Raw genomic sequence first — 25,230 nt, 5'->3', positions numbered from 1 at the left:
TTGCCCCCATGACCACACCAGCGCGCTCTTCCTCTTCCAAACCGCGCGGCCGGTTCCGCCCCGCCGCCCCACAGCCCGACCCCACGCGGGATGTGGCATTTGATATTCTGTGCGGCGTTGTGGAACACCGCCGCATGCTGGAGAACAGCCTCTCCCGCTCGGCAGCCGCACATCAGGCAGAAGCGCGCGACCGGGCTGCCGCCCACCGTCTGGCGGCAGCAACCCTGCGGCACATGGGCACATTACGCACGGTGCTGGAGCCTTTTTTAAAAAAAGAACCGCCCGAGCCGGTGCGTGTTGCCCTGATGATGGGTTGCGCACAGCTACTGTTCCTGGAAACACCGCCCCATGCAGCGGTTGGCACCACCGTATCCCTGCTGCGCAGGCGCAAGCTGGCACCGTTTGCAGGGCTGGCCAACGCCGTGCTGCGCCGCGTCGCCACAAGTGGTGCCAGCGTGCTGGATGGGCTGGATCAGCCCCGGCTGGATATTCCCTCATGGTTGTGGACCTCCTGGACCGGACTTGGCAAAGGTGTGCCACGCGCCATTGCTCAGGGCATCAGCCACGAAGCCCCGCTGGACATTACCCTGCGCCCCGGCGCACAGGCCCCAGAAGGGGGCATAACCCTCCCCAACGGGTCCATCCGCCTGCCTGCGGGCACAAGGGTTGCCGAACTACCGGGGTATGAGGAAGGGGCGTTCTGGGTGCAGGATGCAGCCGCAACCCTGCCTGCCCGCCTGCTGAACGTACAGCCCCACGAGCAGGTGGCCGACCTGTGCGCAGCTCCGGGGGGCAAAACCGCCCAGTTAGCCATAACCGGTGCAACAGTAACAGCCGTGGAAAACAACCCCGCCCGCTTGGTGCGCCTGAAGGAAAACATGGCACGCCTTGGCTTGGATGTTCGCACGTTGCAGGCCGATGCCGCCACATGGCAGCCCGATGCCCCGCTGGACGCCATTCTGCTGGATGCCCCCTGCTCGGCCACGGGCACGGCCCGCCGCCACCCCGATGTGCTGTGGGTCAAACGCCCGCGCGACCTGACCACCCTGACCGCCACGCAGGACAAGCTTCTGGCAGCGGCAAGGGATATGCTCAAACCCGGCGGCAGACTTGTTTACGCTGTATGCTCCTTGCAGCAGGAGGAAGGGCCAGACCGCGCCCGCGCAGCACAGGCCATGGGGCTTGTGCCCATGCCCTTTACACCAGAGGAACTCTCGTTCCTGCCGCAGGCCTTAACGCCGGAAGGCTGGCTGCGCACCCATCCGGGCATGTGGCTGGATGAAGGCGGAATGGACGGCTTTTTTGCCGCCCGCTTTACCCGGGCAGCCTGAGCACCTGCCCCTTATTCATGCAGTTGCCATGTAAAAGCGCACAAACCGTTTTTCTGTAGTTGCGCAGGCGGCTGCTATTGCGGATAAGCAAGGAATGAGTGCTGCACCATTCCCCCTGATCGCCCCTAGTATTCTGGCTGCGGATTTTGCACGGCTGGGAGAAGAAGTAGAAGCCGTGGCACATGCCGGGGCGGACTGGATCCATCTGGATGTGATGGACGGCCATTTTGTGCCCAATATTTCGTTTGGGCCAGCCGTTATCAAGGCATTGCGGCCGCATAGCACCCTGCCTTTTGACGTTCATCTGATGATCGCCCCCGTTGACCCCTACCTGGAAGCCTTTGCCCAGGCCGGGGCCGACCAGATTCTGATACACATAGAAGCCGGGCCGCACACACACCGCTCGCTCCAGCTTATTCGCCAGCTCGGGGCAAAGCCCGGCATTGTGCTGTGCCCTGCCACACCAGCCGCCGCCATTGCCGAGGTCATGGACCTTGTGGACGTTATTCTGGTCATGACCGTTAACCCCGGTTTTGGGGGGCAGAAGTTCCTGCCCAGCCAGTTGCCTAAAATCGCAGCCCTGCGGGAGATGATCACACGCAGCGGGCGCGATATTCGTCTGGCGGTTGATGGGGGAATAGATGCCGCAACAGCCCCACTGGCCGTACAGGCTGGCGCGGATGTGCTGATCGCCGGGAGCGCCGTGTATGGCAAGCCGGATTATGCCGCGGCCATTGCCTCCCTCCGCAAGGCTTGATCTATCGCATGGTGATTATAGTGCGAATGCACCAAATGCTGTCATAAAGTTCCATTAGAGTAGCGCCTTTAATACCCCAGCCTTGGAGTTACACTCATCTAATGCCCCTACGCCGCTGGACCCGTGCCCCCCGCCTTGCCTATGCCATGCGCAACCCGCTTGGCGGTTTTGCACGCGTTCCCGCGGCCCCCGCCGTAGTGCTGCGGGACCTGTGGCCGGGCAATGCCACGGTAGGGGAAAAACTGGTCCGCAACCGGACCGAGTTTGATGGCGTGCCCCGCTCGCTCCAGTCCGGCATATGGGACGATCCGGCGTGGCCAGCCCCTTACCGCCGATGGTTACAGGGTTTTAGCTGGTTACAGGACCTGCGCGAACTGGGCGCTGAATCCGCGCGGATCAAGGCGCGCACGCTTGTTGCACACTGGGTGCGCCTGCCTGCTGCCGAACGCGCGGTTATGGACCCTTCCATAACTGGTGCGCGGTTGAGCGCATGGCTGGGCTGTTACGAGTTTTTTGCCGCCTCCGCTGATGATGTTTTTCGCCAGAACCTGATGGCCTCCCTTATGATGGAGGCCCGCTCGATTATTGCACTCATGCCCGATGCCGCTTATGGCTGGCAGGCGCTTTGCGCGCTCAAGGGGTTGCTCGCGGTTGCGGTATCCATTCCCGATTATCCGGAGTTCCTGACCCGCTACCTGCGTCTGATTGACGAGGTCATAACCAGCCAGATCCTGCCCGATGGCGGACATATTACCCGCAGCCCTGAAGACCTGTTCCTGACGGTAAAGGAGCTGGCGGAGATGCTTTACATTCTTCAGGTTGCGCGCCTGCCGCTGCCAACAACGCTCGTAGATGCTGCCAACCGGACCGCCCCCGCCCTGCGTGCCCTGCGCCATGCCGATGGCGGGCTGGCCCTGTTTAACGGCAGCACGGAACGCGACCCGCAACTGGTGGAACTTGTGCTGAACCGCGTATCCCGCTCCCGCGTTGTCGCCGCAGGATTGCCCGAAAGCGGATTTGCCCGCCTGAGCAGCGGCCGCGCACTGGTCATAGCGGATGCCGCAGCCCCCGCCCCAACCGGGTTTGACCACACAGCCCATGCGGGCATGCTTTCGTTTGAATTTTCATCCGGCAAGCAACGGCTGATCGTTAATTGCGGGGCAAGCCGGCAAAAAGGATGGGCAGAGGCCCTGCGCTACCCAGCAGCCCATTCCGTTCTGGAACTGGCGGGCATGGCCCCCATGACCTTTGAGACCAACGGCACCACCAGCAGACCACCACAGGTCAGCCGCACCCATGCAACGCAGGACGGCGCACACTGGCTGGACATGACCCATAACGGGTACGAAAGTCAGGGCGGGGGCCTGTACCACCGCCAGCTTTATCTGGGCAAGGACGGCCGCACTCTGCGGGGGGAGGAAAAGCTGGAAGGGGCAACACTAGCCCGCATGCCTTGTGTACGCTTCCACCTGCACCCTGATATTATGGTGGAACCGACCGAAAACGGCCACCTGCTGCACAGCGAGGAAGAAAGCTGGCTCTTCCAGTCCGATGGACAGGTCCGGGTGGAAGAAAGTGTGTATCTGGGTCAGGGCCGCAGGATAAAAACGCTCCAGCTTGTCCTGACCCCGCCCGCACCACCTTTGGATGAGAGCGCAGCCACGCCTACACCCGAACCAGACGCAGCACCTGCGGAGGAAGAGACCACTCCCGCGCAGCAGGCTGCTTTGCCGGAAACAACGCAGGAACAGCCAGCCCCCGCCGCATCTGCCGCTGATGCACTCAGCATTATGGCTGAAGAGACCTCACCCCTTGCAGACCCCCTACCCGCCGCAGAGCCAGTAGAACCAGCCCCCGCCACCGCGCCGGAACCCAAACCCGCCACCACCGGCCACCCGGCACTTCTCCATTCCATGATAGGGCAGCCCCCGCCCAAGCCGATCCATTGGGCACTGACACTGATCAGCGAATAATCCCGACCGTGAAAATACTTGAAGTCACGAATGTTGATTTTTCGCTTGTCCAGTTCCTGCTCCCGCTGATGCGCGCATTGCGTGCGGAAGGGCATGATGTTGTGGGTGTCTGCGCCGATGGCGCCTTGCTTGACGGGCCACGGGCGGAGGGTTTTCGTATTGAAACCCCACCTCTGGCCCGTTCCTTTTCCCCTTTTGCGCAACTGCGCGCCTTATGGGCGCTTATCCGGCTGATACAGCGTGAAAAACCGGATATGGTGCATGCCCACATGCCCATTAGCGGCCTTCTGGCCCGGGTTGCCGCCAGGTTATGTGGCGTCCCGTGCATTGCATATACCTGCCACGGCTTTCTGTTCAACCAGCCCGGCTCCCGCCCCAAACGCCTGCTGGCAAAAGTGCTGGAACGGGGGTGTGGCGCCATAACCGATATTTACCTGACCGTATCGCAGGAGCAGGCAGCAGATGCCTTGCGCCTGCGCATCCACCCTCACCCGCAGGTCATCAGCAATGGGCGGGATAGCCGCGTTTTTCACCCCGATGCGCAGGCACGCCAGCAGGTTCGTGCAGCATTGGGCACCCCGCCACAGGCTGTTGTGATCATTATTGTCTCCCGCCTTGTTCATGCCAAAGGGTACCCCGAACTTCTGGCCGCCATGCGTGACGTACCGGATGCTCATCTGTGGATTGTGGGGGAACGGTTGGCGAGTGACCACGGCCCAACGCTGGATGAAGCACTGGAGCAAAGCAGCCGGGAATTAGGGCCAAGGTTAAAGCGGCTTGGCTACCGCGCGGATATTCCGGCACTTCTGGCCGCTGCGGATATTTTTACCCTTCCCAGCTACAGCGAAGGGCTACCCATGTCCGTTATTGAAGCCATGCTGACCGGCCTGCCCGTTGTGGCCACCAATGTTCCCGGCCCGCGTGAGCAGGTGGTGGATGGGCAGACGGGCATTCTGGTGCCCCCGCGCTGCGTTGCGCCACTGGCACAGGCTCTGCGCCAGTTGGCAAGCCAGCCCGCCCTGCGCCAGAGCATGGGGGCAGCGGGGCGCAAACTGGCCCTTACACGTTATGAAGAACGTGTGGTTATAGGCAGAACCGTGGGCCTGCTAACGCAACCCAATAATCCGGCGGCCTAAAAGCAACAGCCCCTACTCAGTCTTTTTTGGTGGGGCTGTCTGTTCCGGTCTTTTTGGCCGCAGGCAAAAAGCGGATGGTCAGGCGGGAGGGAGAGGCCGCAAGCCGCCCACCTGTGCGGATTTCATCCAGCCGGATACGCACGCCTGAGTCATTTTCCATCAGGTGCCCGGCAACCCCCTTGCCGACCGTTGTCTCGCCCGAGAGCGACCAGTATGTTCCTGCAAAATCTTCCAGCCGTTGCAGGTTATAAACCTTGCCCACGCTGTTGCCGGAGGAAAAACCGATTGCAGCGGCCGAAGCCCCACTGACCTCAAACGGGTAGTCATGCCCGCCATAAGTCAGCACACCATTGCCCCAAGTGTAGCCCACACCCAGATCAGCCGAGCGGGTTTTGAAGGTAACCTCCGCCATGGCAGGGCCGAGAACGGTCTCTGCTCCTGCGGGCAAGGCCCATGCGCCGGACAGTGCCAGCGCCGCAAGAAAACGACGGGATGCTGAGCGCATCAAAAATGCTCCTTGTGTTCGGGACCACCAAAACATGGCATAGGGTTCTGCCGCTGCATAGCTTTATTGCAGGCATGGCTGGGCGGTTTATGTGTTCCAGACCGGGTCTTTAAGCTTTTCCACAAAGGCAGTGTGTGCAGCCAGTTCGGCAGCTGTGGGGCAGACTTTTACCACCTTGCGTTCTGCCGGGCCGTCATACACCACGGTGGGTGCCTGCTCGCCATCAGCCACCAGCCCCAGACCATGCTGGCGACCGCCCATAAGCTCCACATACACTTCGGCCAGCAGCTTGCAGTCCAGCAGCGCATTGTGGGTTGTACGGGCAGACAGGTCCACGCCAAAACGGCGGCACAATGCGTCCAGACTGTTGGGCATGCCGGGAAAACGCTCGCGCGCCATATCCAGCGTGTCCACCATACGGCCCATATCCAGCGGTTTGCGGCCTGCGCGCTTGAGTTCTGCGTTTAAAAAACCAAAGTCAAAGCGGGCATTATGCGCAATAAGGGCATCATCCCCCACAAAGGCCAGAAAATCGTCCGCGACCTCGGCAAACTTTGGCTTTCCCTCTAGGTCCGCGCGGGTAAAGCCGTGAACACGGCTGGCCTCTTCAGGCACATCGCGCTCGGGGTCCAGCAGGGTGTGGTAACTATTACCCGTGGGCAGGTCCCCCACCAGTTCCAGGGCTGCAATTTCAATCACCCGATCCCCGGTTGCGGGGTCCAGTCCTGTTGTTTCCGTATCAAACAGGATGGATCGCTTCATGCCCTCAAACTCCTGATAAAGCGGCGGACCTGCCGCTCTGTTTCCTTCATGGACAACCCCGTGCGGATAACGGTATCCGCCTTTTGCACCCTGCGGGCATCCCGCATCTGGCAGGCAATAAGCCTCCGGGCCTGCGGGGGCGGCATGTTGCGGCGATGGGCCACACGCCTGCGCTGCACCCATGGGGGAGCAGACACCACCGCCACCCGGCGACAGAGCCGGTCTGCCCCGGTTTCAAACAACAGTGGAATATCCAGCACCACGCAGGCAGCCCCCTGCAGGCGGGAGCGGCGCAAAAACTCGGTGCGGGCATGGCGCACCAAAGGATGCATAATGACTTCCAGTTTTTTCAGCAATGCCGGGTGGGCCAGCACGGCCTGCCGGAGCACCGCCCGGTCCAGCCGCCCGGCCGTTACAGCCTGCGGCACCAGTTGCGCAATGCGGGGCAAGGCAGCCCCGCCGGGAGCCTGCAGGGCATGAACAGTGGCATCTGCATCAAACACCGCCACTCCGGCACGGCGCAGCATGCTGGCAACCGTGCTTTTGCCCATACCCATGCCTCCGGTCAGGCCCAGTATTTTCATGCGTAAACCCTGCCTTGGTCAAAAGGAGCAGATCACGCTCAAAGGCTGTTCAGAACATGGTCCTGCGTTGCATCGTCCACTTGCGGGTCCACGCCAAACCATTCCTTAAAACCAAACCGTGCCTGATGGAGCAGCATGCCCAAGCCCCCCACCGTACGCAAACCCTGCCGGGTTGCCGCCGCGAGCAGGGGCGTAACCAGCGGGGCATAGACAATGTCCGCCACCACCAGATCCTCCGCCGCCTGCGCCAGAGAAGGGCAGAACAACGGGTCCGGCCCTCCGGCCATACCCAGCGAGGTGGTGTTGACCAGCAGGGCGAACTCCCCCAGCCGCTGCTCCCACTCGGACCAAGCCAGCACATCCGTACCGGGCAATGCCGCGGCCAGCGTTACTGCGCGCTCGTGCGTGCGGTTGGTTATGGCAACCTTGATGCCCCTGTCCTGCAAAGCCGCAGCCACGGACCGCGCGGCCCCGCCGGCCCCAAGCAGCAGGGCGCGGGTCTGCGGGCGGGGTGGCAGGCTGCTGGCCTCCAGACTGGCAACAAACCCGCTACCATCGGTGGAAAGGCCAAGGATTTTCCCATCCTCACGGAAGACAAGCGTGTTGACCGCACCCGCCCGCCGGGCCGAGGCATCCAGCACATCGGCCAGCTTATAGGCCGCCTCCTTGTGCGGAATGGTAACATTAACCCCTTTGAAGCCCGCAGCCTGCAACCCGAGTACCGCCGCCACAAAATCCTCCGGAGCCGTGGGCAGGGGCACATAAGCACCATCAACCCCATAACGCCGCAGCCAGTAGTTATGCAGCGCGGGCGAGCGGGAATGCTCAACCGGCCAGCCCATAACACCGGCCAGTCTGGCCTTGCCGGTAATAATCTGCGGGGGTGGTGTGGTGGGGGAGGTGGTCATGGCCGCTGTTCATACCTTGTGCAAAAAATCCGCCAGGCCTGTGGCAGCAGGCTGGCCAGCCGGGCGGCCCATTCCGCCTGACCTTCTGGGTGGGCAATCAGGTCCTGACGGATTTCAATTTCAATATACGGCAGGGCACGCTGCTCGCCATGCAGGGGGATTGTGTAATCCGATGTATCGGTCAGGGCGTAGGGTTCATTATCCCCCACCACCAGACCTTCGGCCCGGAGCAGGTCGATCATGATATGAGCCAGACGGGAGTCATGGTTATGCAGCAGTCCCACATGCCATGGCCGCGCCACCTCGCGCATGACCGGCGTGAAGCTGTGCAGGGCCACCACAACCACGGCGCGCTTTTGCGCCAGCCGGGCATCAAGCTCCTGTGTAATCCGCTGGTGGTAGGGGTGCAGAATGGCCTGTTCGCGCCATGCCCGGTCCTGCATGCTCAGGCTCTGGTTGCGTGGAACAGCCGTGCCATCACTCTGCGTCACAATGGAGGTAGGGTGACCCGGCGCGCGGTTACAGTCGATTACCAGACGGGAATACACCTGCTCGATCAGCACCGCAGGCAGGGCATCGGCCAGTTTGCGGCCAACACCGTCTATACCAATATCCCACCCGATATGGCGGGCACGCTCATCCGCGCTCAGGCCCAGACCATCAAGCGTGGGCGGAACAGCCTGTCCTGCATGGTCACTGACCAGCACAAACGGCCCGCCGCCATCCTGCCCGTAAACCTTAAAACTCTCAGCCAATATTTCTGTCATCAGTCATGCCGGCATGTGCCAGTTTGCCGGGCGGAGGGGGCGGAGGCACGACATCCGCCTCCCCCAAAACCCGAAAAAAACGCCTTACTGGGCGGAGGAGACAATAACGGCGGCCAGATCGGCCTCGGCCCGGACGCGACCTGCATCCTCACCACCCAGACCTTCTGCATCCAGACCGCTGCCATCCAGCTCATAGACCAGATAGGCGGGGTCTGTGCCGTCCAGCGATTCTTCACCGCCTTCACTGTAGCTGCGGGCAGCCACGTAGTCCGGCCCACGCATTTTTTCTTCCAGCCGACGCACGGCTGTAATCGGGTTTTCTGCCTTGATCACCTCGAGCAGCACGTTTGCACCCGGGTCGATCACTCCAAAAGTTGTCAGTTCGTGAGCCATGGTCTTTTCCTGAACCCTTTGTAATTTACACACTTTATAAGCAGAGAAATAAGCATGCAGCCAGCCCTGTAAACACCGCCTGCCCCATAAAAAACCTGCCCGCACCGCAGCACTGGCATGATCTGGCGCAAGGATGACGGTTTGCGCAGCGCGGCATGCGCCGGTAGGATGGGCTTTGCATTCAGCCTGCTCCGGTATTATGGCTGCGGCTCCACGCTACATGTAAACGAACAGGTCAGCCAACCATGTCTTTGAAGAACCAGCCCCCGGCCCAGACAGCCACCACAGCCAATGCCAATGTGCAGTGGGGCGGACGATTTGCGGGTGGACCTTCGGACATCATGCAGGCCATCAACGCCTCCATCAGCTTTGATAAAGCCTTGTGGAAGCAGGATATTGCAGGCTCTCTGGCCCATGCGGCCATGCTTGCGCATGTGGGCATCATCTCCAAGGATGACGAGACGGCAATCCGCAAGGGACTGACCGAAATTGGCGCGGAAATTGCCGCGGGCGACTTCGCCTTTTCCGAAGCGCTGGAAGATATTCACATGAATATCGAAGCCCGCCTGTCTGAACGGGTGGGGGAAGCTGGCAAGCGCCTGCACACCGCCCGCTCCCGCAATGACCAGGTAGCCACCGACTTCCGCCTGTGGGTGCGTGACGCCATAGACGGGCTGGACCAGCAGGTGGCCTCGCTCATGCGCGCACTGGCACAGCGGGCACAGGAACACGCGGCAGACCCCATGCCCGGCTTTACACACCTGCAAACCGCACAGCCGGTCACCTTTGGCCACCACCTTATGGCTTACGTGGAAATGCTGGCCCGTGACCGGGGCCGTCTGGCCGACACACGCCGCCGCCTGAACGAATGCCCGCTGGGTTCGGCCGCCCTTGCAGGCACGTCCTTCCCCATTGACCGGGCCATGACGGCCGAACTCCTGCATTTTGACCGCCCGACCGCCAATTCGCTCGATGCGGTTTCGGACCGGGATTTTGCGCTGGAATACCTGTCTGCACTGTCCATTCTGGCCATGCACCTCTCCCGCATGGCAGAGGAAATCGTGATCTGGTGTTCCTCCCCCTTCTCCTTCATCCGGCTGTCGGACGCGTTTACAACCGGCTCTTCCATCATGCCGCAAAAGCGCAACCCGGATGCAGCCGAGCTGGTTCGTGCCAAAACAGGCCGCATTAACGGCAGCCTGATCGGGCTGCTGACGGTCATGAAAGGTCTGCCGCTAGCCTATGCCAAGGACATGCAGGAAGACAAGGAGCCGGTTTTTGCCGCAACCGATGCCGCCGCCCTGTGCCTTGCCGCATGCGATGGCATGGTGCGCGACATGACCGCCAACACCCAGCAGATGCGCGCTCTGGCTGGTTCGGGCTATTCCACTGCAACCGATATTGCAGACTGGCTGGTACGGGTGCTCAAGGTGCCGTTCCGCACCGCCCACCACGTAACAGGCCGCCTTGTAGCCCGCGCAGAAGCCCAGAACATTGGCCTAGCAGAACTCACTCTGGCGGAAATGCAGGCCGAAGAACCGGGCATTACGCAGGATATTTATTCTGTCCTGAGTGTTGATGCCTCCATAGCCTCGCGCACAAGTCTTGGCGGAACCGCTGCATCCAACGTTATGGCGCAGGCCACCCGCTGGCTGGATGCACTGACAGGCACCCCCACCACCACAAAAGGTTGAGCATATGCCCCTCCGCCTGTTCATGGGCCTGTTTTTGGCAACCGCCCTGTGCCTGCCACTGGCCGCCTGTGGCAAAAAGGGGCCTAATCAGGCTCCGGGTCCGCGCAACAAGATTACCTACCCCCTCGTCTATCCACCGGACTGAGCGCAGCCCATGCCGTAACAGGCCAGCCCCCGTGCGGCACCACACGGGCTCTGGCCTACCGTGCAGTGCGCTCACCCATGCTTCCGCCCTTTTTTGTCCAAGGCCCAGTTCGTTTCATGGCTGATTCACCCGCCTATACCGATGCAGACCCCTCGCTGGCTGAACTGCTGGCAACCCACCCGCACCTGAGCACAGACCCCTTGTGTGGGCTGATGTTTGAGGGCGTCCCCCTGAACGCCATAGCCGATGCGGTTGGCACCCCATGCTGGGTGCTGGGTGCTGGCACGCTGCGCCAGCGCCTTGCCCGCATGCGTACGGCCATGGCGGATGCGGGGCTGGATGTCAGCATCCATTACGCGGTCAAGGCGAATGACCACCTCTCCGTCCTGTCCCTTATCGGGCAGGAAGGGTATGGGGCGGATATTGTCAGCGGGGGCGAGCTTGCACGCACACAAAAAGCGGGCATTGCGGCGCAGCGGGTAGTTTTTTCCGGCGTAGGCAAGACCGATGCGGAGCTGGACTATGCCATTGGTCTGGGCATTGGCCAGATCAACGTGGAAAGTGCGGAAGAGCTGGCCATTATCTCGGCCATTGCAACGCGCCTTGGCAAACAGGCCACCATCACGCTGCGCATTAACCCCGATGTGGATGCCAAAACCCACGCCAAGATCACCACCGGGCTGGCCGCCAACAAGTTTGGCATTCCGTTTGATAACGCTGCGGCTTTGTATGCCCACGCCTTTACCCTACCGGGCATCAAACCCGTTGGGTTTGCAACCCATATTGGCAGCCAGATCCTCTCCACCGCGCCATACCATGCAGCCTATGCCCGCGTGGCCGAACTGGTGCGCACCGTGCGTGCCACTGGCCTGAGCGTAGAAGCCGTAGACTGCGGTGGTGGGCTTGGCATCAGCTATCGCAACGAGGTGGAAGGCCAGCCGGAAGCTCTGGCAGGGGCCATCCGGGCCGAACTGGGCGGGCTTGGCCTGCGGCTGAGCATAGAGCCGGGGCGCTGGCCCATTGGCCCCGCAGGTGTGCTGCTGAGCAGCGTTATCCTGCGCAAGGAGGAAGGGCTCCCCAGCCCGTTCCTTGTGCTTGACGCCGCCATGAACGACATGGTCCGCCCCAGCATGTATGATGCATGGCATGGCCTTGTACCCCTTGCGCCACAGGCCTTCAGCCAGCCTGTCGCACCCACGCATGTTGTTGGCCCGGTCTGCGAAAGTGGTGACACGTTTGCGCGCGACCGCCTGCTGCCCCCTCTTGGCCGTGCATCCCGTATAGCCATTCTGGACACGGGCGCTTATGGTGCGGTCATGAGTTCCACCTACAACAGCCGCCCTCTGGCCGCGCAGGTTCTGGTAGAAAACGGTCAATGGACAGTTATACGCCGCCGGCAGACACTGGAAGAACTGTGGCAGGATGAAGCCATGCCAGCTCCCCCGAACGGAAAAGCCTGACGCATGCGCGGTCTGAAGCAGGATCTGACCGCATCAACCGCGCAGGACGGCACACTGGCGGCCCGTCTGGCCCATGTGCGCCGTAATGCGGCCCTTGTTTTGCACATTGAGCAGCTCTGGCCTGCCCTCCAGCCGACTGTAGCCATGCTGGGGGTTTACACACTGGCGGGCCTGCTCCGCCTGCCCCAGCACCTGCCCGATGGGCTGCGCCTTGTCAGTGTGGCAGGCTGGCTGAGCCTGTGTGGCTGGCGGCTCCATACCGATCTGGGCCGCCTGCGCCCCACCACGCCGGAGGACATTGACCGCCGGATCGAGCAGGCATCCGGCCTGCGCAACCGTCCCCTTGCAAGCCTGACAGATACCCCGTCACCACTCCCCCACGCCAGCAATACGCTCCTGTGGCAGGCCCACCGGCAGCGGCTTCTGGCCTCCCTTGGCCGGTTGCGGGCTGGCTGGCCCGACCTTGCGCCCAAAGGCCGCGCGCACCAGCTTGCGGCTGCGGGGCTGGTGCTGGCTCTTGGCGTGGCCGGCGGAGTTGCCGGGTCCTCGGCTCCGGGGCGTATTCTGGCCGCTTTTATTCCCGGCCGGGATGACCCGGACGTGCCCCTCCCCCACATAGATGCGTGGATTACTCCCCCCGCCTATGCCCCGGACGCTCCGGTTTTTTTAAGCCCGAACCGCCCTGCCCCCCAGATGCAGGAAGGTGCCCGGCTTACCGTTATTGTTAACGGCATGGCCTCGCACCCCGTGCTGCAAGGCACACACGGCATGGTGGTACAGGACGCAAAACGCCAGAAGCTGGCCCCCCATAGCTGGAAGCTGGAAGCCACGCTGACCCATAGTGGTCTGCTCAGGCTAACCGGCCGGGGACGTACCCTTGCCAGCTGGTCCATGACCATTCTGCCCGACCTGGCCCCACAGGTTGCCTGGGGCCCATCCCCCGGTGCCCCCGGCAAGGGGGACTGGCATACCCGCCTGCCCTACACGGCCAGCCACGCCTATGGCCTGTCAGACATGCAGGTAGTGCTACACGCTGCCCACCCTGCCAAAGGAGCCAACCCCAAGCGGGAACTGAGTATTCCCCTGCCTTTAACCGGCCACCCCAAATCGGTTAAAAATGTGCTTGTCCCTGACCTGTCGGAAGACCCATGGGCCGGGCAGGACGTGACCGGGCAGATTGTGGCAACTGCTACCAGCGGGCATCAGGGGCAGAGCGAACCTGCCACGTTCAAACTCGGGAGCAGGGTTTTCCACTCCCCCATTGCCCGCGCCATTCTGGACGTGCGCAGGCGTTTTGCGCTGGAGCAGGAAAAGCGTGAAGATACGGCGCAGGACCTGGAAGCATTGGGTGAGGCCCCCGGCCCTGTACGGGAGCATACGGGCATGTTCCTCAACCTGACCAGCATTGTAGCCCTACTGGAAAATGCCGACATAGACACCCAGACCGCCCGCACCAGCGCCACCAACCTGCTATGGGACCTGGCGCTGGACATAGAAGACCGGCGCACGGGTGATAATGCCAGTGCTCAGGCCTCGATTGATGTGCGGGCCGCACAGGCCGATGTCGCCCAGAAGCTGGCAGACATGAAGCGCAATGGCACCCACAACCAGCAGGCACAGGAAGAGCTGGAACAGAGCTTAAAAGCGCTACAGGACGCCATTGCCCGCAAAATGCAGGCTCTGGCCGATAACGCCCTGCGCAACCATACGGCCATCCCTGACCTGCCCGGTTTTTCCGCAGCGGGGAATAAAGCGTTCGATCGGCTGATGAAGCAGTTGCGCGCCGATGCCGCCAATGGCCGCTCGGGCGATGCCATGCAACGCCTGCAGGAAATGGAAAACGCAACCGAGCGCATGCGCAATGCCACACCGCAGGACCTTGCCGCGCTGGCCCAGCAACTCCAGGCCCAGCAGAAAGCGCGTGAACAGGCCGCCGCCCTGCATGACCTGACAACCAAGGAATCCAGCCTGCTGGACCATGCCCAATCCCGGCTGGATGAACATGCGCGTGCCCTTTCCCAACAACAGAGCGATCTGGCGGATGATGGGGATGGAGAAGCCGCAGAATACGCCAACCTGCCGACATCGGAACTCCTGCGCAGGCTTGGGCTTTCCGCCCCACCCAATATGGGTGGAGGCAGCACAGGCCAGCAGCCTTCCTCCGGCAATACCCAGCCCCCGGCTGGCTTGCCAGACCCGGCCAAGGCCGAAGCACAGGCCAGCGCACGCCGCACCGAACGTGCAACCCAGCATGCGCTTGAACAGGCATTGAGCGAGCTTAAAGATGAGTTCAAGGAACTCACCGGCAAAACCCCCGATGCATTTGAACAGGCCCGCAAGAGCATGGCTACGGCCCGCAAGGCGCTGGCTGATGGGGATGATGCCGCAGCCGCCAGTGCTGAGGAAAAAGCACTCGAAGCCCTGCGCCAGAGCCGCAAACAGATGCAGGACAGCATGAAGGGCAATGGCCAGAACACAACGCCCAGCTTTTTGCCCTCCTTTGGGGGGAGTGGCGATGGGTCATCCGGCTCAGGCAATGCGGGAGAGAGCGGGAATGGCCAGCCCTCCGATACTGCGGGCGAAGGTGGGGACGACGAAAACACAACAGGCAAAGACCCTCTAGGCCGTAAGGAAGGCGAAGGGGCGGACCAGAATACGGACGACAGCACCCATATTCCCGACACGGTAGCCCGCCAGCGCGCGCGTGAGATTGAGCAGGAACTCCGCCGCCGCGATTCAGACCGAACCCGCCCGCAACAGGAACTTGAGTATCTGGACCGCCTGCTCAAACCGTTCTGAGCAGGCGGGGCGGAACCCTGCACCAATCTCTGCTGCCCGCGCTGGTGCCCAACAGCTGGTTATGCCCCTATAGGGACCCCGCAATGCGCAGGCCCCGCCTACCCGTGCCAAAAGCCGCGTTGCACATAATGGAAAAGAACCGCCACAATGCGGCATAACGGATGGGCACAGGGTGCCAGTTGCAAGCCCGCTGCCCCATAAGGGAGAGCCTTCATGTTCGCCATGCGTCTGCACAGCCCGCGCACCCCGCTGCAATGGGAGGAACTACCCGACCCGACCCCCGACCCGGGCCAGATTCGGGTCAAGGTGCTGGCCTGCGGTGTGTGCCGGACCGACCTGCATGTGGTGGATGGAGACCTGACCCACCCCAAACTGCCCGTAACCCCGGGGCACGAAATTATTGGCCGGGTTGACCTGCTGGGCAGTGGCGTAACCTCCCTTACGGTTGGCCAGCGCGTAGGTATTCCCTGGCTGGGCCATACCTGCGGGCACTGCTCCTATTGCGCAACAGACGATGAAAACCTGTGTGACCACCCCATTTTTACCGGCTACACGCGCGATGGCGGCTACGCCACAATGGCCGTGGCCGATGCACATTTTGCATTCCCCATGGGGGAGGAAGGCTCGGACGTCTCCCTCGCCCCCCTGCTCTGTGCAGGGCTGATCGGGTGGCGCTCACTTGGCAAAACGGGCAATGCCCAGAAAGTTGGGCTGTATGGCTTTGGGGCAGCGGCCCATATTATTGCGCAGGTGCTGGTATGGCAAAAACGCGAGGTTTATGCCTTTACCCGCCCCAATGACACCAAAACGCAGGAGTTTGCCCGCTCGCTCGGCGTAAAATGGGCTGGTGGGTCGGACGCACTCCCCCCCGAGCAACTGGATGCAGCCATTATTTTTGCCCCTGATGGGGCTCTGGTCCCCGCAGCCCTTAAAACCCTGCGCAAAGGCGGGCGTGTCGTGTGTGCCGGGATTCACATGAGTGAAATCCCCGCTTTTTCCTACGACACGTTATGGGAAGAGCGCGATATTGTCTCTGTTGCCAACCTGACGCGTGAGGACGGGCTGGAATTTCTTTCCCTCGCGCCCAAAATTGGCATCCACACCACCACCACGACCTACGCGCTCAAGGACGCCAACAAAGCGCTGGATGATTTGCGCCATGGCCGGTTTGATGGCGCTGCCGTGCTGGTGCCCTAGGCGGGCACGTCCTCCACGCTGGCAGCCACCAGAATGGCCGCCAGCAGACCGGGAAAACGGCTTTCCAGCTCCTGCTCACGCAGGGAGTTCATGTGGGTAACCCCCACCACTTCAGTCCGGATAAGCCCGGCCTTGCGCAGGACCGCAAAGTGGTGGGAGACGGAGGATTTTGGCCGCCCATCCTGCAACGGGGCGCAGGGCTGGGGCTGACAGGCCGCAAGCTTGCGCACCACCGCCAGCCGGAACGGGTCGGACAGGGCGTAAAGCAGGCAGGACAACTGCATATCCTGCGCCAATGGATGGTCATACTGCTTCATGACAACTGTTTGACCTACCTCTTCCCTTGCTTTGCCCGTTAGTTCGATTATAGTCGAACTAACGGGGCTATGATGCCCCTTTGTAACAGGAGCACGGTTCATGCCAACGCTTTTCGACCCTTATACCCTCAAAGGCAGCACATTACGCAACCGCATTGCTGTTGGCCCCATGTGCCAGTATCAGGCGCAGGACGGCATGCCCAACGACTGGCACAGTGTACATTATGCCTCGCTCGCCCGCGGTGGAGCCGGGCTTGTTACGCTTGAAGCCACCGCTGTTTCTCCCGAAGGGCGGATTACCCCCAACTGCCTTGGCCTGTGGAATGATGCGCAGGCACAGGCCTATGCTCCCATTGTTGCCAGTATCCGCAAAACCGGGGCTACGCCGGGTATCCAGATCGCCCATGCAGGGCGCAAGGCCAGCGCCAATGTGCCATGGGAAGGGGATGACCATATTGCCGCCACCGACCCACGCGGCTGGCAGCCCATTGGCCCCTCTCCCGTTGCTTTTGGTGCCAACCTGCCCCGCGCACCGCATGAAATGACCCTTGAGGACATTGAACGCGTTAAAAACGACTTTGTCGCAGCCGCAATACGTGCGCGTGACGTGGGTTTTGAATGGCTGATGCTGCATTTTGCCCATGGCTATCTGGCGCAGAGCTTCTGGTCCACGCATTCCAACAAGCGTACGGACCAGTATGGTGGCTCGGCAGAAAACCGGGGCCGCTTCCTGCTGGAAACACTGGCAGCCGTGCGTGCCGTCTGGCCCGAAGACCGCCCGCTGATTGCCCGTTTTGGCGTAATTGAATTTGATGGCAACGATGCGCAGACGCTGGAAGAATCCATTGCTCTCGTACGCAGGATGAAAGAGCACGGGCTGGACTTTATTGATGTCAGCATAGGCTTTTCCACCCCCGAAGCCACCATTCCGTGGGGGGCCGGGTTTATGACCCCCATAGCCCATAAAGTGCGGCAGGAGGCGGGTTTGCCTGTCACCACATCATGGTACATCAGCGAAGGCCGTCAGGCTGATGCCCTGATCCGTAACGAGATTGTAGATGTTGCCACAATCGGCCGCCCTTTGCTGGCCAACCCGCACTGGCCGCACGAGGCAGCGCGTATTCTGCACGCCAAGGACGCAAAAACCATTCTGCCGCCGTCCTATGCATGGTGGCTCTCACGCTACCAGTAACGCGGTTACTGGTCATACTACCCCGCACAGGTTACGCGCCTGTGCGGGCTACCGCGTGCGGGCATAACGCGTGCGGCCTGCACACCCCTTACCCAAAAACGAGTCGTATGGGCTCTAGTCCGCCTTGGGCATGCCCACACATTCCGCCGGACCGGGGAATGTGCGCGTACGCACGGCATGGGCGTAATCAGCCACAGCGCGGTCCACTTCCTGCCCCAGATTGGCAAATTTACGCACAAAACGTGGGGTAAAGTCGGGGAACAGGCCCAGCATGTCCTCCGCAACCAGAATCTGCCCATCGCACTGGGGCGATGCGCCTATGCCTATGGTCAGAATCCCCAAAGCTTCGGTTATGGCGCGCGAGAGTGGTTCCATTGTGCTCTCGATCACCACGGCAAAGGCTCCGGCTTTTTCCACCGCCAGCGCATCGGCCATAACCTGTTCGGCCTCACTCCCGCGCCCAACGGTACGAAACCCCCCATGTGCATGCACGGCCTGCGGTTTAAGCCCGATATGCCCGATAACCGGAATCCCCCGCTGGACCAGAAACTCTATGGTCGGAGCCATTTCCTGCCCCCCTTCAAGCTTGATGCAACCGGCCCCGGTTCTGGCCATAATATCCGCCGCAACGCGGAACGCCTGCTGTGGGCTTTCCTGATAACTGCCAAAAGGCATATCCACGGCTACGCAGGCCTTCTGGCTACCACGCACAACCGCCTGACCGTGGGCAATCATCATCTCCACGCTTACGGCCAGTGTGGAGTCCATGCCGTACACCACCATGCCCAGCGAATCCCCTACCAGAAGCAAGTCGCAATGCGGGTCCAGCAGCCGGGCCATGGGGGTTGTGTATGCAGTCAGGGCCACTACGGGCGTATCCAGCGCTGCCAGAGAACGGGGCGTGTACCGCCGCACTGTTTGGTGTTTGCTCAAGACCTTTACTCCCCGTCACACTTGGATACCCAGAACCGGATGCAGCTTTTCCCCGAACCCCTGCATATGTCCAGCCCAATGCTTATAAATCTTTTGCCAATTCCAACCGGCCATAAAGCCGCATAAAGCCCCCTAACACACCACAGGCAAAGAATAGTTACCTAAAGCCATTGACAACCCCGGGAACAGGCTTTAGGTCAGTGCTCAACAAGTCGGAGGGGTGCCCGAGTGGCTAAAGGGGGCGGACTGTAAATCCGCTGGCGTACGCCTACGTTGGTTCGAATCCAACCCCCTCCACCATGTTTTCCATAAATTCAAAACCTCATATGCCTTGCAATGTTTTTACAACTGCATGCTCGGTCTTTATGCATGGTTTTTGTGGCTTGAAAGCCTTGCCTGTATTCCAAGCCGCACCCTCCTATGCCTTTGGACATCAAGGTGATTGCCCTACCTTTTGAGGTAATCAGGCCATGCCTGGAACCGGCAGTTCTGCCGCGCATCATCCAGCCTGACTGTCCCGCGCATTCTACTGATTCGGGCACACAAAAAAACATATCTGAAAATCACAAAATGCCTGATTAAACCGTAATTGGTCCTTTCAATATTTTGAAAATATTAAGACTTACTTTTGTAAAAACCGGTCTTGCATACAGTCCCATATGAGGAACCGATCCTATTTTTACACAAATAAAAAAGCGTCAATTAACGCATGTACCAATCAGAACAATACAATGGGCTGTTTGGGCTACCCTGCTTGGCATTGCTGTTTACGCACTGGCTTTTGCATTACCTGTGCTTATTCGTCGGCTGGCATTTAATGGGATTCTGGAACACTCAGAAGCAAAAACTTTCTACTTCAGCGGTTTATTGCGTGAGAAATATCCTCTTTACCAATACACCCATTCCCCTGCCGCGTTTTATCAGACCAGCTCAATATATAACCCACTTTATCACCTGTATTTACGCGCCTTCCCCGAAGCCTGGATTGCCAATCTTTCCGCCTTACGCATTCTATCTTTTGTGCCGCCATTTTTACTATCGGCTGTGCTGGTTGAAGCTTCCATCCGCCGGATACTCGGCCTTAACTGGGTAGGTCTGCTCTGGTCTTTGCTCTTCCTCGCATTGTACCCAATGTATGCCTAGATCGACCTCTCCCGGCCTGATGCCATTTTCATGCTGAGCATCATTTTTGTACTCTTCACGTGCAGCCTGAAAGATAGCGGATTTTTAAAATTTATTCTCGTCGGGCTCTCAATCTGCGTGTGTTTTCTCGTCAAACAAACCGGATTACTTTTAATTGGCATTCCGCTGGTTATGGCGGTTTACGAACGTAAATATCTTATTTCATTCGCAGCAGTTCTTGGCTCCATTATCCTTTCCATTGCCCTGTTACAGTGGGCATACGGACCGGCATACTGGCACTGGGCTTTTACCATTCCCCGCACAGACCCCTATTCCCTGAACCAGAGCATTCTGCTTGTTGCGCAATATACCGGCGATGTTGTTATTTCCCTTCTCGCTCCGTTCCTGCTGCTTTCTCAAAAACATTTGCCCAACAACAGAACACTGCGTGACATTGCGCCCCTCCTCCTGACATGTGGCGCAGCATTTGGCCTTGCTTTTGTTTCAGGCGGAAAATGTGGTGGCTGGATTGCGGATTTTGTTATTTACATGGAGATCTCGGCCATTGTTCTGGCGATACTCCTGCGAGAAGCTCTGCACAGCTTACACATTAATATTTGACTATCCGGCCTTACTGGAAGCCTTGGCGTTCTTTTTTCCATCTCAATTCTGGAAGCGCGCAACATGCGCCACAACCTGAAACCAACACGGAATGAGACGGATCAGATCGAACTGGTACAAATGGTACATCACATCAAAGGGGATGTATGGACCACAACATGGCCAATTATTGATTACCTTGCAGGAAAAACTATTAAATCCCCCTTACAAATTATCTGTCAGGCATGGTTCGGCGTTTGCAACACTCCCTCAAATATAAGAGCAGATTATCTGGATCCAAAAATCTGGAATCCTATTACAAAAAAACATATTGAGGCTGTTTTTATGCCAGATAATCTGTCCGTTCCCACTTTGGAAGCAATTCTAAAACAGAAATATATTTACTGCCTTTCTTTAAAAAACCATCTGAAAATCAAGTATTTTTATGGTGGGCAGATGTTCTGGCCATCAGAGGTCTGGGTCGCATCACAGGCAACATGCGATGACCTGCGCGCAACCTTCGGGTATGCGGCTCAACCTGCACAAAACTGACAACACTCCAGCACCACCTGCTGCTGGTTTATTCCAACCAGCACGCGGCACACCGTAGGTGCCACGCAGCAATACACAGGCATTAACAGGCGACAAACAAAACAGGCAGGCCAACCGGCCTGCCTGTTTTTTACACCCTGCATCAACGCCGCAGGCTGTTACGTGCTTTGTATTTTAGATCACGCGGCCCGCAATGCTTTTGAGCTTGCCCATCAGTTCGGGGTCACGCGCATCGGGAGCTGTAATCAGCGCATATTCCAATGCACGGTCACAACCAGCACTGCACAGACCACGCTTTTTACCACCCAGTGCGGGAATAACCGCCTTGACCAGCGCCTTGGCCTTGGCGGAATTGGCCTGCATGGTTTTAACAACGCTTTCCACCGTCACGTTATCATGCTCGGTGTGCCAGCAGTCATAATCGGTCACCATGGCAACGGTGGCATAGCAGATTTCCGCCTCACGGGCCAGGCTGGCTTCTGGCATGTTGGTCATGCCAATAACCGAGCAGCCCCATGTGCGATAAAGTTCACTCTCCGCACGGGTGGAAAACTGCGGGCCTTCCATAACCAGATACGTACCCTTGCGCGTGGCCTCAATACCCAGCCTGTCGGCCTCGGCCTTGAGCACATCGCCCACGCGGTTGCACAGCGGATCTGCCATGGAAATGTGGGCAACACAGCCCGTATCAAAAAAGCTTTTGTCGCGCGCAATCGTGCGGTCAATAAACTGGTCGATAATCACAAACCGGCCCGGCGGCAGTTCTTCCTTGAGCGAGCCGACAGCGGAGAGAGAGACAATATCGGTCACGCCAGATATTTTAAGCGCTGCAATATTGGCCTTGTAGTTCAGGCGGGAGGGCGGAATAGGGTGGCCACGGCCATGGCGGGGCAGAAACACGCATTTTACGCCATCCAGCCGCCCGAATAAAAGCTGGTCGGAAGGCATGCCCCACGGGGTTTCCACCGTGCGCCATTTCTTGTCTTCCAGACCATCAATATCATACAGGCCAGACCCGCCAACCAGACCGATAACGGGTTCTACAACTTCATTTTCTGACATCAGACCAGATTCTCCGGTTTAAAATCGCAAACAGCACGGCAAGAAAGCACAGATACAGCCCCGCTCCCACACCCAACCTGCGCCGCTGGTCCAGATGGGGGGCAGAAACCCAGGCAAGGAAGGTTGTTACGTCCCGTGCTTCGGCCTGCACATCGGGCACTGTGCCATCTGCGTATTTGACCTCGTTGCCATGCAACGGGGGGGGCATGGCCGTAAAGTGGCCAATGGCATAGGGGTTGGAAAAACCACGCCCGATCTGGCGCACAGGCTGCGGACCGTACCCGACCAGCAGGCCATACAACCTGTCCGGCCCGCCGGGATAAACCTGAAGAATGCGGGAAAGATCAGGCGGCACCACACCCTGATTAGCCACCATAGCCGCCTCTGGCCCCGCATAAGGGGATGGCAGGGCATCATCCGGGCGGGCAGCGCGGTGCCTGAGCCGCCCTTCCGCATCCAGTCCATCGGGCACCTGCCAGCTTGCAGCCAGCGCAACGACCTCCGCAGTTTGCAGGCCCATTCCTTCAAAATCGGAAAAATGAAGCTGCGACAGGCTATGGCAGGAAGCACAGGAGCCCGCAAAAACCGCGTAACCACGCTGGACCGCGGCTAGGTCAAAATGCCCCAGCGCACCTGTAAAAGACCAGTGCTGCCGCGCGGCTGGAGCAGGCCCGCGCGCAGGTTGCGCCAATGCACTACACGCCCAAAGCAGACCAGCCCCAATAGCCACACACCGCCGGACCATCATGCCCTGCCCCTCCGCCACACACGGCCGACAAAGGGCAGATAGAGCAGAAAATACGCGTAGTACCCCACCATACCCAGCCGGGCCACCAGCATCCACACTCCCTGCATGTGGTGCAGGCCTGCGCAGGCCACTGCCACGGCAGAACAGACAAGCAGACCCATAGCCCCCATCCGCACGACCACGGGTGCGCTGTGGGCGGCATCCGTTGCACGGTCCAGCCAGGGGACGGCAAACAGAACAGCCACCGCTCCGCCAGAAAGCAGCAGCCCCCCCAGCTTGAACGGCACAGCCTGCATCATTCCGTAAAAGGGCAGAAAATACCATTCCGGCTCAATATCGGCCGGGGTGTGCAGCGGATTGGCCGGGCGGTAATTGGCGGGTTCGACTATAAGTTCCGGCCAGAAACACAGCACCCCGACAAAGGCAAGCGCAACCAGCACAATGGCCAGCATATCCCGCACCGTAAAATAGGGGTGAAAAGGCAAAACTCCCGTTGCCGCAGTTGGGCGGGCAGATGGGCTGGAACTCCCCCGCGCATGCACATGGGCAATATGCCCCAACACCACCCCTACAATCAGGAATGCCAGCCCAAAATGCAGGGCAAACATGCGGTGCAGCGTGGGTGTACCGGGGGAATCCCCCCCCAGAAAAACACCTTCCAGCCACCCACCGGCAAGGGGGAGTGCTCCCACCGCCTTACCCGCGACATCCGCCCCCCAGTAGGACATCTGCCCCCAGGGCAGCACGTACCCTGCAAAGGCCGTAACCATAACCATGACCAGCAGAGCGCACCCGCTCAGCCACACAGCACGGCGTGGCGGCAGGTAGGAGCGGTAGTACAGCCCCCGCAACAGGTGCACATACAGGGCCAGCATAAAAAAAGAAGCACCGGTCATGTGCATGCCGCGTAGCAGCCAACCTGCTGGCATGCGGCGCTCAATGCTTTCAACCGAGCCAAAGGCCAGCCCCGCATCGGGTGTATAAACCAGCGTAAGGGTAAGCCCAGTAAGCAGCATAAGGGCCAGTATGGCGCACAGGACTGCCCCTATGGTCCACAGCCAGTTCAGGTCCGCAGGGAGCGGCAGGCGGCCATACGCCTTGGCCCACGCGCTCAACTGATCCTGCGTTGCAGGCTCCGCGCCCTGTCCGTTATGGCAGACTGGTTTGCCAGCCATTGCACTTCTCCCCCACGCCCCACCACATTCGGGCGGGCTCAGGTTCCCGTTTAACGATGAACCGGATGATCTTGCAATGACCGGCCCTAAGGCGCACCCCTTGAAAAAATGCCCTAAGCCGATTCTCTGCTTGCCGGGCAGCAGACCAGTATGGAAAGAGCTTTACACATGACGCCGACAAAGCCTGCCTCCGTTCCCTCGCATGACAAGCTCAAGGACGCGGCACGCGCATGGTTTGAAACTCTGCGTAACCAGATATGCACAGCCTTTGAAACCATTGAGGCAGACGCCGCCGCACAGAACAGCCCGGTACTTCCCGGCCACGAACAGCCCTCCCGCTTTGAACGCAAAAGCTGGAACCGCCTGAATGAAGACGGAACCCCCGGCGGCGGCGGCGTGATGAGCCTGATGCGTGGCCGGGTTTTTGAAAAAGTGGGGGTCAATGTCTCCACCGTGGAGGGAACATTCCCCCCCGACTTTGCGACCACCATTCCCGGCGCGACCGAAAACCCGCATTTTTTTGCAACCGGCATCAGCCTTGTTGCCCATATGTGCAACCCGCTGGTCCCTGCTGCTCACTTTAACACCCGCATGATCATTACAACGCAGGGCTGGTTTGGGGGTGGGGGCGATATTACCCCCATGTTCCCCGCCAGCGCCGAAGCGCAGGACGATGCCGCCACCTTCCATGATGCGTTTGCCAAGGCATGCAATGCGCACGACCCGGAGTATTACCCACGCTTCAAGGCATGGTGTGACAAATACTTCTACCTTCCCCACCGCAACGAACCACGCGGCCTTGGCGGTATTTTTTATGACCGGCTGGACAGCGGCAATGCGGAAGAGGACTTTGCCTTTACCAAAGATGTCGGCCTTGCTTTTCTGGATGCCTACCCGCGCATTATCCGTCGCCGGATGATGGAACCCTGGACCCCCGAACAGCGCGATGCCCAGCTTGTGCGCCGTGGCCGTTACGTGGAATTCAACCTGCTGCATGACCGGGGCACGCTGTTCGGGCTTAAAACCGGAGGCAACACGGAAGCCATTCTGATGAGCATGCCACCAGAGGTTAAATGGCCGTAATAAAATGGCCGTGTTTCTGCCTTTAATTTCGCATA

The 25,230-nt window shown here is 59.9% G+C and carries 25 protein-coding genes and 1 tRNA gene; 15 read left to right on the top strand and 11 right to left on the bottom strand.

From position 1 onward, the window contains the following. Positions 1-8: 8 nt before the first annotated feature. The 4 genes from HK20_RS01615 to HK20_RS01600 all read left to right on the top strand — a co-directional run bounded on the left by HK20_RS01615 (position 9) and on the right by HK20_RS01600 (position 5,197). Positions 9-1,331 carry an RsmB/NOP family class I SAM-dependent RNA methyltransferase gene (locus HK20_RS01615; protein ID WP_086645338.1) on the top strand — a complete coding sequence of 441 codons (1,323 nt, stop codon included), beginning with the start codon at positions 9-11 and terminating at the stop codon, positions 1,329-1,331. Positions 1,332-1,425: 94 nt separating this feature from the next. Then, positions 1,426-2,088 carry a ribulose-phosphate 3-epimerase gene (gene rpe / locus HK20_RS01610; protein ID WP_086645337.1) on the top strand — a complete coding sequence of 221 codons (663 nt, stop codon included), beginning with the start codon at positions 1,426-1,428 and terminating at the stop codon, positions 2,086-2,088. 101 nt (positions 2,089-2,189) lie between these two features. Beyond that, positions 2,190-4,061 (top strand): heparinase II/III family protein, encoded by a 1,872-nt coding sequence (locus HK20_RS01605; RefSeq protein WP_086645336.1) that lies wholly within the window; start codon positions 2,190-2,192, stop codon positions 4,059-4,061. Positions 4,062-4,069: 8 nt separating this feature from the next. Continuing rightward, positions 4,070-5,197 carry a glycosyltransferase family 4 protein gene (locus HK20_RS01600; RefSeq protein ID WP_086645335.1) on the top strand — a complete coding sequence of 376 codons (1,128 nt, stop codon included), beginning with the start codon at positions 4,070-4,072 and terminating at the stop codon, positions 5,195-5,197. Positions 5,198-5,213: 16 nt separating this feature from the next. Here the strand turns inward: HK20_RS01600 and HK20_RS01595 are convergent, their stop codons facing one another. The 6 genes from HK20_RS01595 to HK20_RS01570 all read right to left on the bottom strand — a co-directional run bounded on the left by HK20_RS01595 (position 5,214) and on the right by HK20_RS01570 (position 9,116). Further along, positions 5,214-5,702, bottom strand: coding sequence for a hypothetical protein (locus HK20_RS01595; RefSeq protein WP_086645334.1), 489 nt, complete (start codon positions 5,700-5,702; stop codon positions 5,214-5,216). An 87-nt stretch (positions 5,703-5,789) separates the two neighbouring features. Further along, positions 5,790-6,464, bottom strand: a complete 675-nt coding sequence (gene dnaQ / locus HK20_RS01590) for a DNA polymerase III subunit epsilon (protein ID WP_086645333.1) — start codon at positions 6,462-6,464, stop codon at positions 5,790-5,792. Continuing rightward, positions 6,461-7,048, bottom strand: a complete 588-nt coding sequence (coaE, locus tag HK20_RS01585; protein ID WP_086645332.1) for a dephospho-CoA kinase — start codon at positions 7,046-7,048, stop codon at positions 6,461-6,463. Before coaE ends, dnaQ begins: the two co-directional genes overlap by 4 nt. Positions 7,049-7,086: 38 nt before the next feature. Then, a complete protein-coding gene (locus HK20_RS01580) occupies positions 7,087-7,956 on the bottom strand; it encodes a shikimate dehydrogenase (protein ID WP_086645331.1) in 870 nt (289 codons plus the stop codon). Then, the gene (locus tag HK20_RS01575; RefSeq protein WP_086645330.1) at positions 7,953-8,723 is read right to left on the bottom strand and encodes an N-formylglutamate amidohydrolase; all 771 of its coding nucleotides are present in this window, start codon (positions 8,721-8,723) and stop codon (positions 7,953-7,955) included. Before HK20_RS01575 ends, HK20_RS01580 begins: the two co-directional genes overlap by 4 nt. Before the next feature lie 84 nt (positions 8,724-8,807). Next, positions 8,808-9,116 carry a hypothetical protein gene (locus HK20_RS01570; protein ID WP_086645329.1) on the bottom strand — a complete coding sequence of 103 codons (309 nt, stop codon included), beginning with the start codon at positions 9,114-9,116 and terminating at the stop codon, positions 8,808-8,810. A 245-nt stretch (positions 9,117-9,361) separates the two neighbouring features. Between HK20_RS01570 and argH the strand changes: the two genes are divergently transcribed. The 5 genes from argH (at position 9,362) to HK20_RS01550 (ending at position 16,411) form a co-directional block, all read left to right on the top strand. Continuing rightward, on the top strand, positions 9,362-10,810 hold the full coding sequence (argH, locus tag HK20_RS01565; protein ID WP_086645328.1) for an argininosuccinate lyase: 1,449 nt from the start codon (positions 9,362-9,364) through the stop codon (positions 10,808-10,810). A gap of 4 nt (positions 10,811-10,814) precedes the next feature. Next, positions 10,815-10,955 (top strand): hypothetical protein, encoded by a 141-nt coding sequence (locus HK20_RS13045; protein ID WP_198943861.1) that lies wholly within the window; start codon positions 10,815-10,817, stop codon positions 10,953-10,955. Positions 10,956-11,071: 116 nt separating this feature from the next. Next, positions 11,072-12,415, top strand: coding sequence for a diaminopimelate decarboxylase (gene lysA / locus HK20_RS01560; RefSeq protein WP_086645327.1), 1,344 nt, complete (start codon positions 11,072-11,074; stop codon positions 12,413-12,415). 3 nt (positions 12,416-12,418) lie between these two features. Continuing rightward, a complete protein-coding gene (locus HK20_RS01555; protein WP_086645326.1) occupies positions 12,419-15,214 on the top strand; it encodes a DUF4175 domain-containing protein in 2,796 nt (931 codons plus the stop codon). Between the two features lie 213 nt (positions 15,215-15,427). After that, positions 15,428-16,411: a zinc-dependent alcohol dehydrogenase family protein gene (locus HK20_RS01550; protein ID WP_086645325.1), complete on the top strand. Its 984-nt coding sequence runs from the start codon at positions 15,428-15,430 to the stop codon at positions 16,409-16,411. On the opposite strand, the gene HK20_RS01545 is transcribed toward HK20_RS01550, so the two are convergent. After that, on the bottom strand, positions 16,408-16,728 hold the full coding sequence (locus tag HK20_RS01545) for a helix-turn-helix transcriptional regulator (protein WP_086645324.1): 321 nt from the start codon (positions 16,726-16,728) through the stop codon (positions 16,408-16,410). The genes HK20_RS01550 and HK20_RS01545 overlap by 4 nt on opposite strands. A gap of 100 nt (positions 16,729-16,828) precedes the next feature. On the opposite strand from HK20_RS01545, the gene HK20_RS01540 reads away from it, so the two are divergent. Further along, positions 16,829-17,920: an NADH:flavin oxidoreductase/NADH oxidase gene (locus tag HK20_RS01540; protein ID WP_086645323.1), complete on the top strand. Its 1,092-nt coding sequence runs from the start codon at positions 16,829-16,831 to the stop codon at positions 17,918-17,920. Positions 17,921-18,034: 114 nt separating this feature from the next. Here HK20_RS01540 and panB read toward each other — a convergent pair whose 3' ends face one another. Beyond that, positions 18,035-18,853, bottom strand: coding sequence for a 3-methyl-2-oxobutanoate hydroxymethyltransferase (gene panB / locus HK20_RS01535; protein ID WP_179290095.1), 819 nt, complete (start codon positions 18,851-18,853; stop codon positions 18,035-18,037). Positions 18,854-19,067: 214 nt separating this feature from the next. On the opposite strand from panB, the gene HK20_RS01530 reads away from it, so the two are divergent. The 4 genes from HK20_RS01530 to HK20_RS01520 all read left to right on the top strand — a co-directional run bounded on the left by HK20_RS01530 (position 19,068) and on the right by HK20_RS01520 (position 21,127). Beyond that, positions 19,068-19,153 (top strand) — tRNA-Tyr (locus tag HK20_RS01530). A gap of 492 nt (positions 19,154-19,645) precedes the next feature. Continuing rightward, entirely contained in the window at positions 19,646-19,996 is a 351-nt protein-coding gene (locus HK20_RS12745; protein ID WP_143296436.1) for a hypothetical protein, read from the top strand. Between the two features lie 30 nt (positions 19,997-20,026). Further along, positions 20,027-20,596: a hypothetical protein gene (locus HK20_RS01525; RefSeq protein WP_086645322.1), complete on the top strand. Its 570-nt coding sequence runs from the start codon at positions 20,027-20,029 to the stop codon at positions 20,594-20,596. A 63-nt stretch (positions 20,597-20,659) separates the two neighbouring features. Further along, positions 20,660-21,127, top strand: a complete 468-nt coding sequence (locus tag HK20_RS01520) for a hypothetical protein (RefSeq protein WP_086645321.1) — start codon at positions 20,660-20,662, stop codon at positions 21,125-21,127. 174 nt (positions 21,128-21,301) lie between these two features. Here the strand turns inward: HK20_RS01520 and HK20_RS01515 are convergent, their stop codons facing one another. From HK20_RS01515 to HK20_RS01505, 3 genes are read right to left on the bottom strand one after another with little or no spacing between them, the layout of a single operon-like run. Then, the gene (locus HK20_RS01515) at positions 21,302-22,189 is read right to left on the bottom strand and encodes an S-methyl-5'-thioadenosine phosphorylase (RefSeq protein ID WP_086645320.1); all 888 of its coding nucleotides are present in this window, start codon (positions 22,187-22,189) and stop codon (positions 21,302-21,304) included. Next, entirely contained in the window at positions 22,176-22,937 is a 762-nt protein-coding gene (locus HK20_RS01510) for a cytochrome c1 (RefSeq protein WP_086645395.1), read from the bottom strand. The genes HK20_RS01515 and HK20_RS01510 overlap by 14 nt, the downstream gene beginning before the upstream one ends. Continuing rightward, positions 22,934-24,112, bottom strand: a complete 1,179-nt coding sequence (locus HK20_RS01505) for a cytochrome b (protein WP_086645319.1) — start codon at positions 24,110-24,112, stop codon at positions 22,934-22,936. The genes HK20_RS01510 and HK20_RS01505 overlap by 4 nt, the downstream gene beginning before the upstream one ends. A gap of 168 nt (positions 24,113-24,280) precedes the next feature. Between HK20_RS01505 and hemF the strand changes: the two genes are divergently transcribed. Next, positions 24,281-25,195: an oxygen-dependent coproporphyrinogen oxidase gene (gene hemF / locus HK20_RS01500; protein ID WP_086645318.1), complete on the top strand. Its 915-nt coding sequence runs from the start codon at positions 24,281-24,283 to the stop codon at positions 25,193-25,195. Positions 25,196-25,230: the final 35 nt, after the last annotated feature.

The organism is Acetobacter sp. DsW_54 (genome assembly GCF_002153575.1).
Classification (GTDB): Bacteria; Pseudomonadota; Alphaproteobacteria; order Acetobacterales; family Acetobacteraceae; genus Acetobacter; species Acetobacter fabarum.
Note: the sequence above shows the minus strand (reverse complement) of the source record. Positions and strands in the feature narration are given on the sequence as shown.

Coding starts and splice junctions, on each gene's coding strand:
- HK20_RS01615 (WP_086645338.1), top strand. CDS start 9: ATGACCACACCAGCGCGCTCTTCCTCTTCCAAACCGCGCGGCCGGTTC.
- HK20_RS01520 (WP_086645321.1), top strand. CDS start 20,660: ATGCGCCACAACCTGAAACCAACACGGAATGAGACGGATCAGATCGAA.
- HK20_RS01505 (WP_086645319.1), bottom strand. CDS start 24,112: ATGGCTGGCAAACCAGTCTGCCATAACGGACAGGGCGCGGAGCCTGCA.
- coaE (WP_086645332.1), bottom strand. CDS start 7,048: ATGAAAATACTGGGCCTGACCGGAGGCATGGGTATGGGCAAAAGCACG.
- HK20_RS01555 (WP_086645326.1), top strand. CDS start 12,419: ATGCGCGGTCTGAAGCAGGATCTGACCGCATCAACCGCGCAGGACGGC.
- hemF (WP_086645318.1), top strand. CDS start 24,281: ATGACGCCGACAAAGCCTGCCTCCGTTCCCTCGCATGACAAGCTCAAG.
- HK20_RS01510 (WP_086645395.1), bottom strand. CDS start 22,937: ATGATGGTCCGGCGGTGTGTGGCTATTGGGGCTGGTCTGCTTTGGGCG.
- HK20_RS01550 (WP_086645325.1), top strand. CDS start 15,428: ATGTTCGCCATGCGTCTGCACAGCCCGCGCACCCCGCTGCAATGGGAG.
- lysA (WP_086645327.1), top strand. CDS start 11,072: ATGGCTGATTCACCCGCCTATACCGATGCAGACCCCTCGCTGGCTGAA.
- HK20_RS01605 (WP_086645336.1), top strand. CDS start 2,190: ATGCCCCTACGCCGCTGGACCCGTGCCCCCCGCCTTGCCTATGCCATG.
- HK20_RS01540 (WP_086645323.1), top strand. CDS start 16,829: ATGCCAACGCTTTTCGACCCTTATACCCTCAAAGGCAGCACATTACGC.
- HK20_RS01595 (WP_086645334.1), bottom strand. CDS start 5,702: ATGCGCTCAGCATCCCGTCGTTTTCTTGCGGCGCTGGCACTGTCCGGC.
- HK20_RS01580 (WP_086645331.1), bottom strand. CDS start 7,956: ATGACCACCTCCCCCACCACACCACCCCCGCAGATTATTACCGGCAAG.
- rpe (WP_086645337.1), top strand. CDS start 1,426: ATGAGTGCTGCACCATTCCCCCTGATCGCCCCTAGTATTCTGGCTGCG.
- HK20_RS01575 (WP_086645330.1), bottom strand. CDS start 8,723: ATGACAGAAATATTGGCTGAGAGTTTTAAGGTTTACGGGCAGGATGGC.
- HK20_RS01525 (WP_086645322.1), top strand. CDS start 20,027: ATGCTGAGCATCATTTTTGTACTCTTCACGTGCAGCCTGAAAGATAGC.
- HK20_RS13045 (WP_198943861.1), top strand. CDS start 10,815: ATGCCCCTCCGCCTGTTCATGGGCCTGTTTTTGGCAACCGCCCTGTGC.
- HK20_RS01570 (WP_086645329.1), bottom strand. CDS start 9,116: ATGGCTCACGAACTGACAACTTTTGGAGTGATCGACCCGGGTGCAAAC.
- HK20_RS01515 (WP_086645320.1), bottom strand. CDS start 22,189: ATGTCAGAAAATGAAGTTGTAGAACCCGTTATCGGTCTGGTTGGCGGG.
- argH (WP_086645328.1), top strand. CDS start 9,362: ATGTCTTTGAAGAACCAGCCCCCGGCCCAGACAGCCACCACAGCCAAT.
- dnaQ (WP_086645333.1), bottom strand. CDS start 6,464: ATGAAGCGATCCATCCTGTTTGATACGGAAACAACAGGACTGGACCCC.
- HK20_RS01545 (WP_086645324.1), bottom strand. CDS start 16,728: ATGAAGCAGTATGACCATCCATTGGCGCAGGATATGCAGTTGTCCTGC.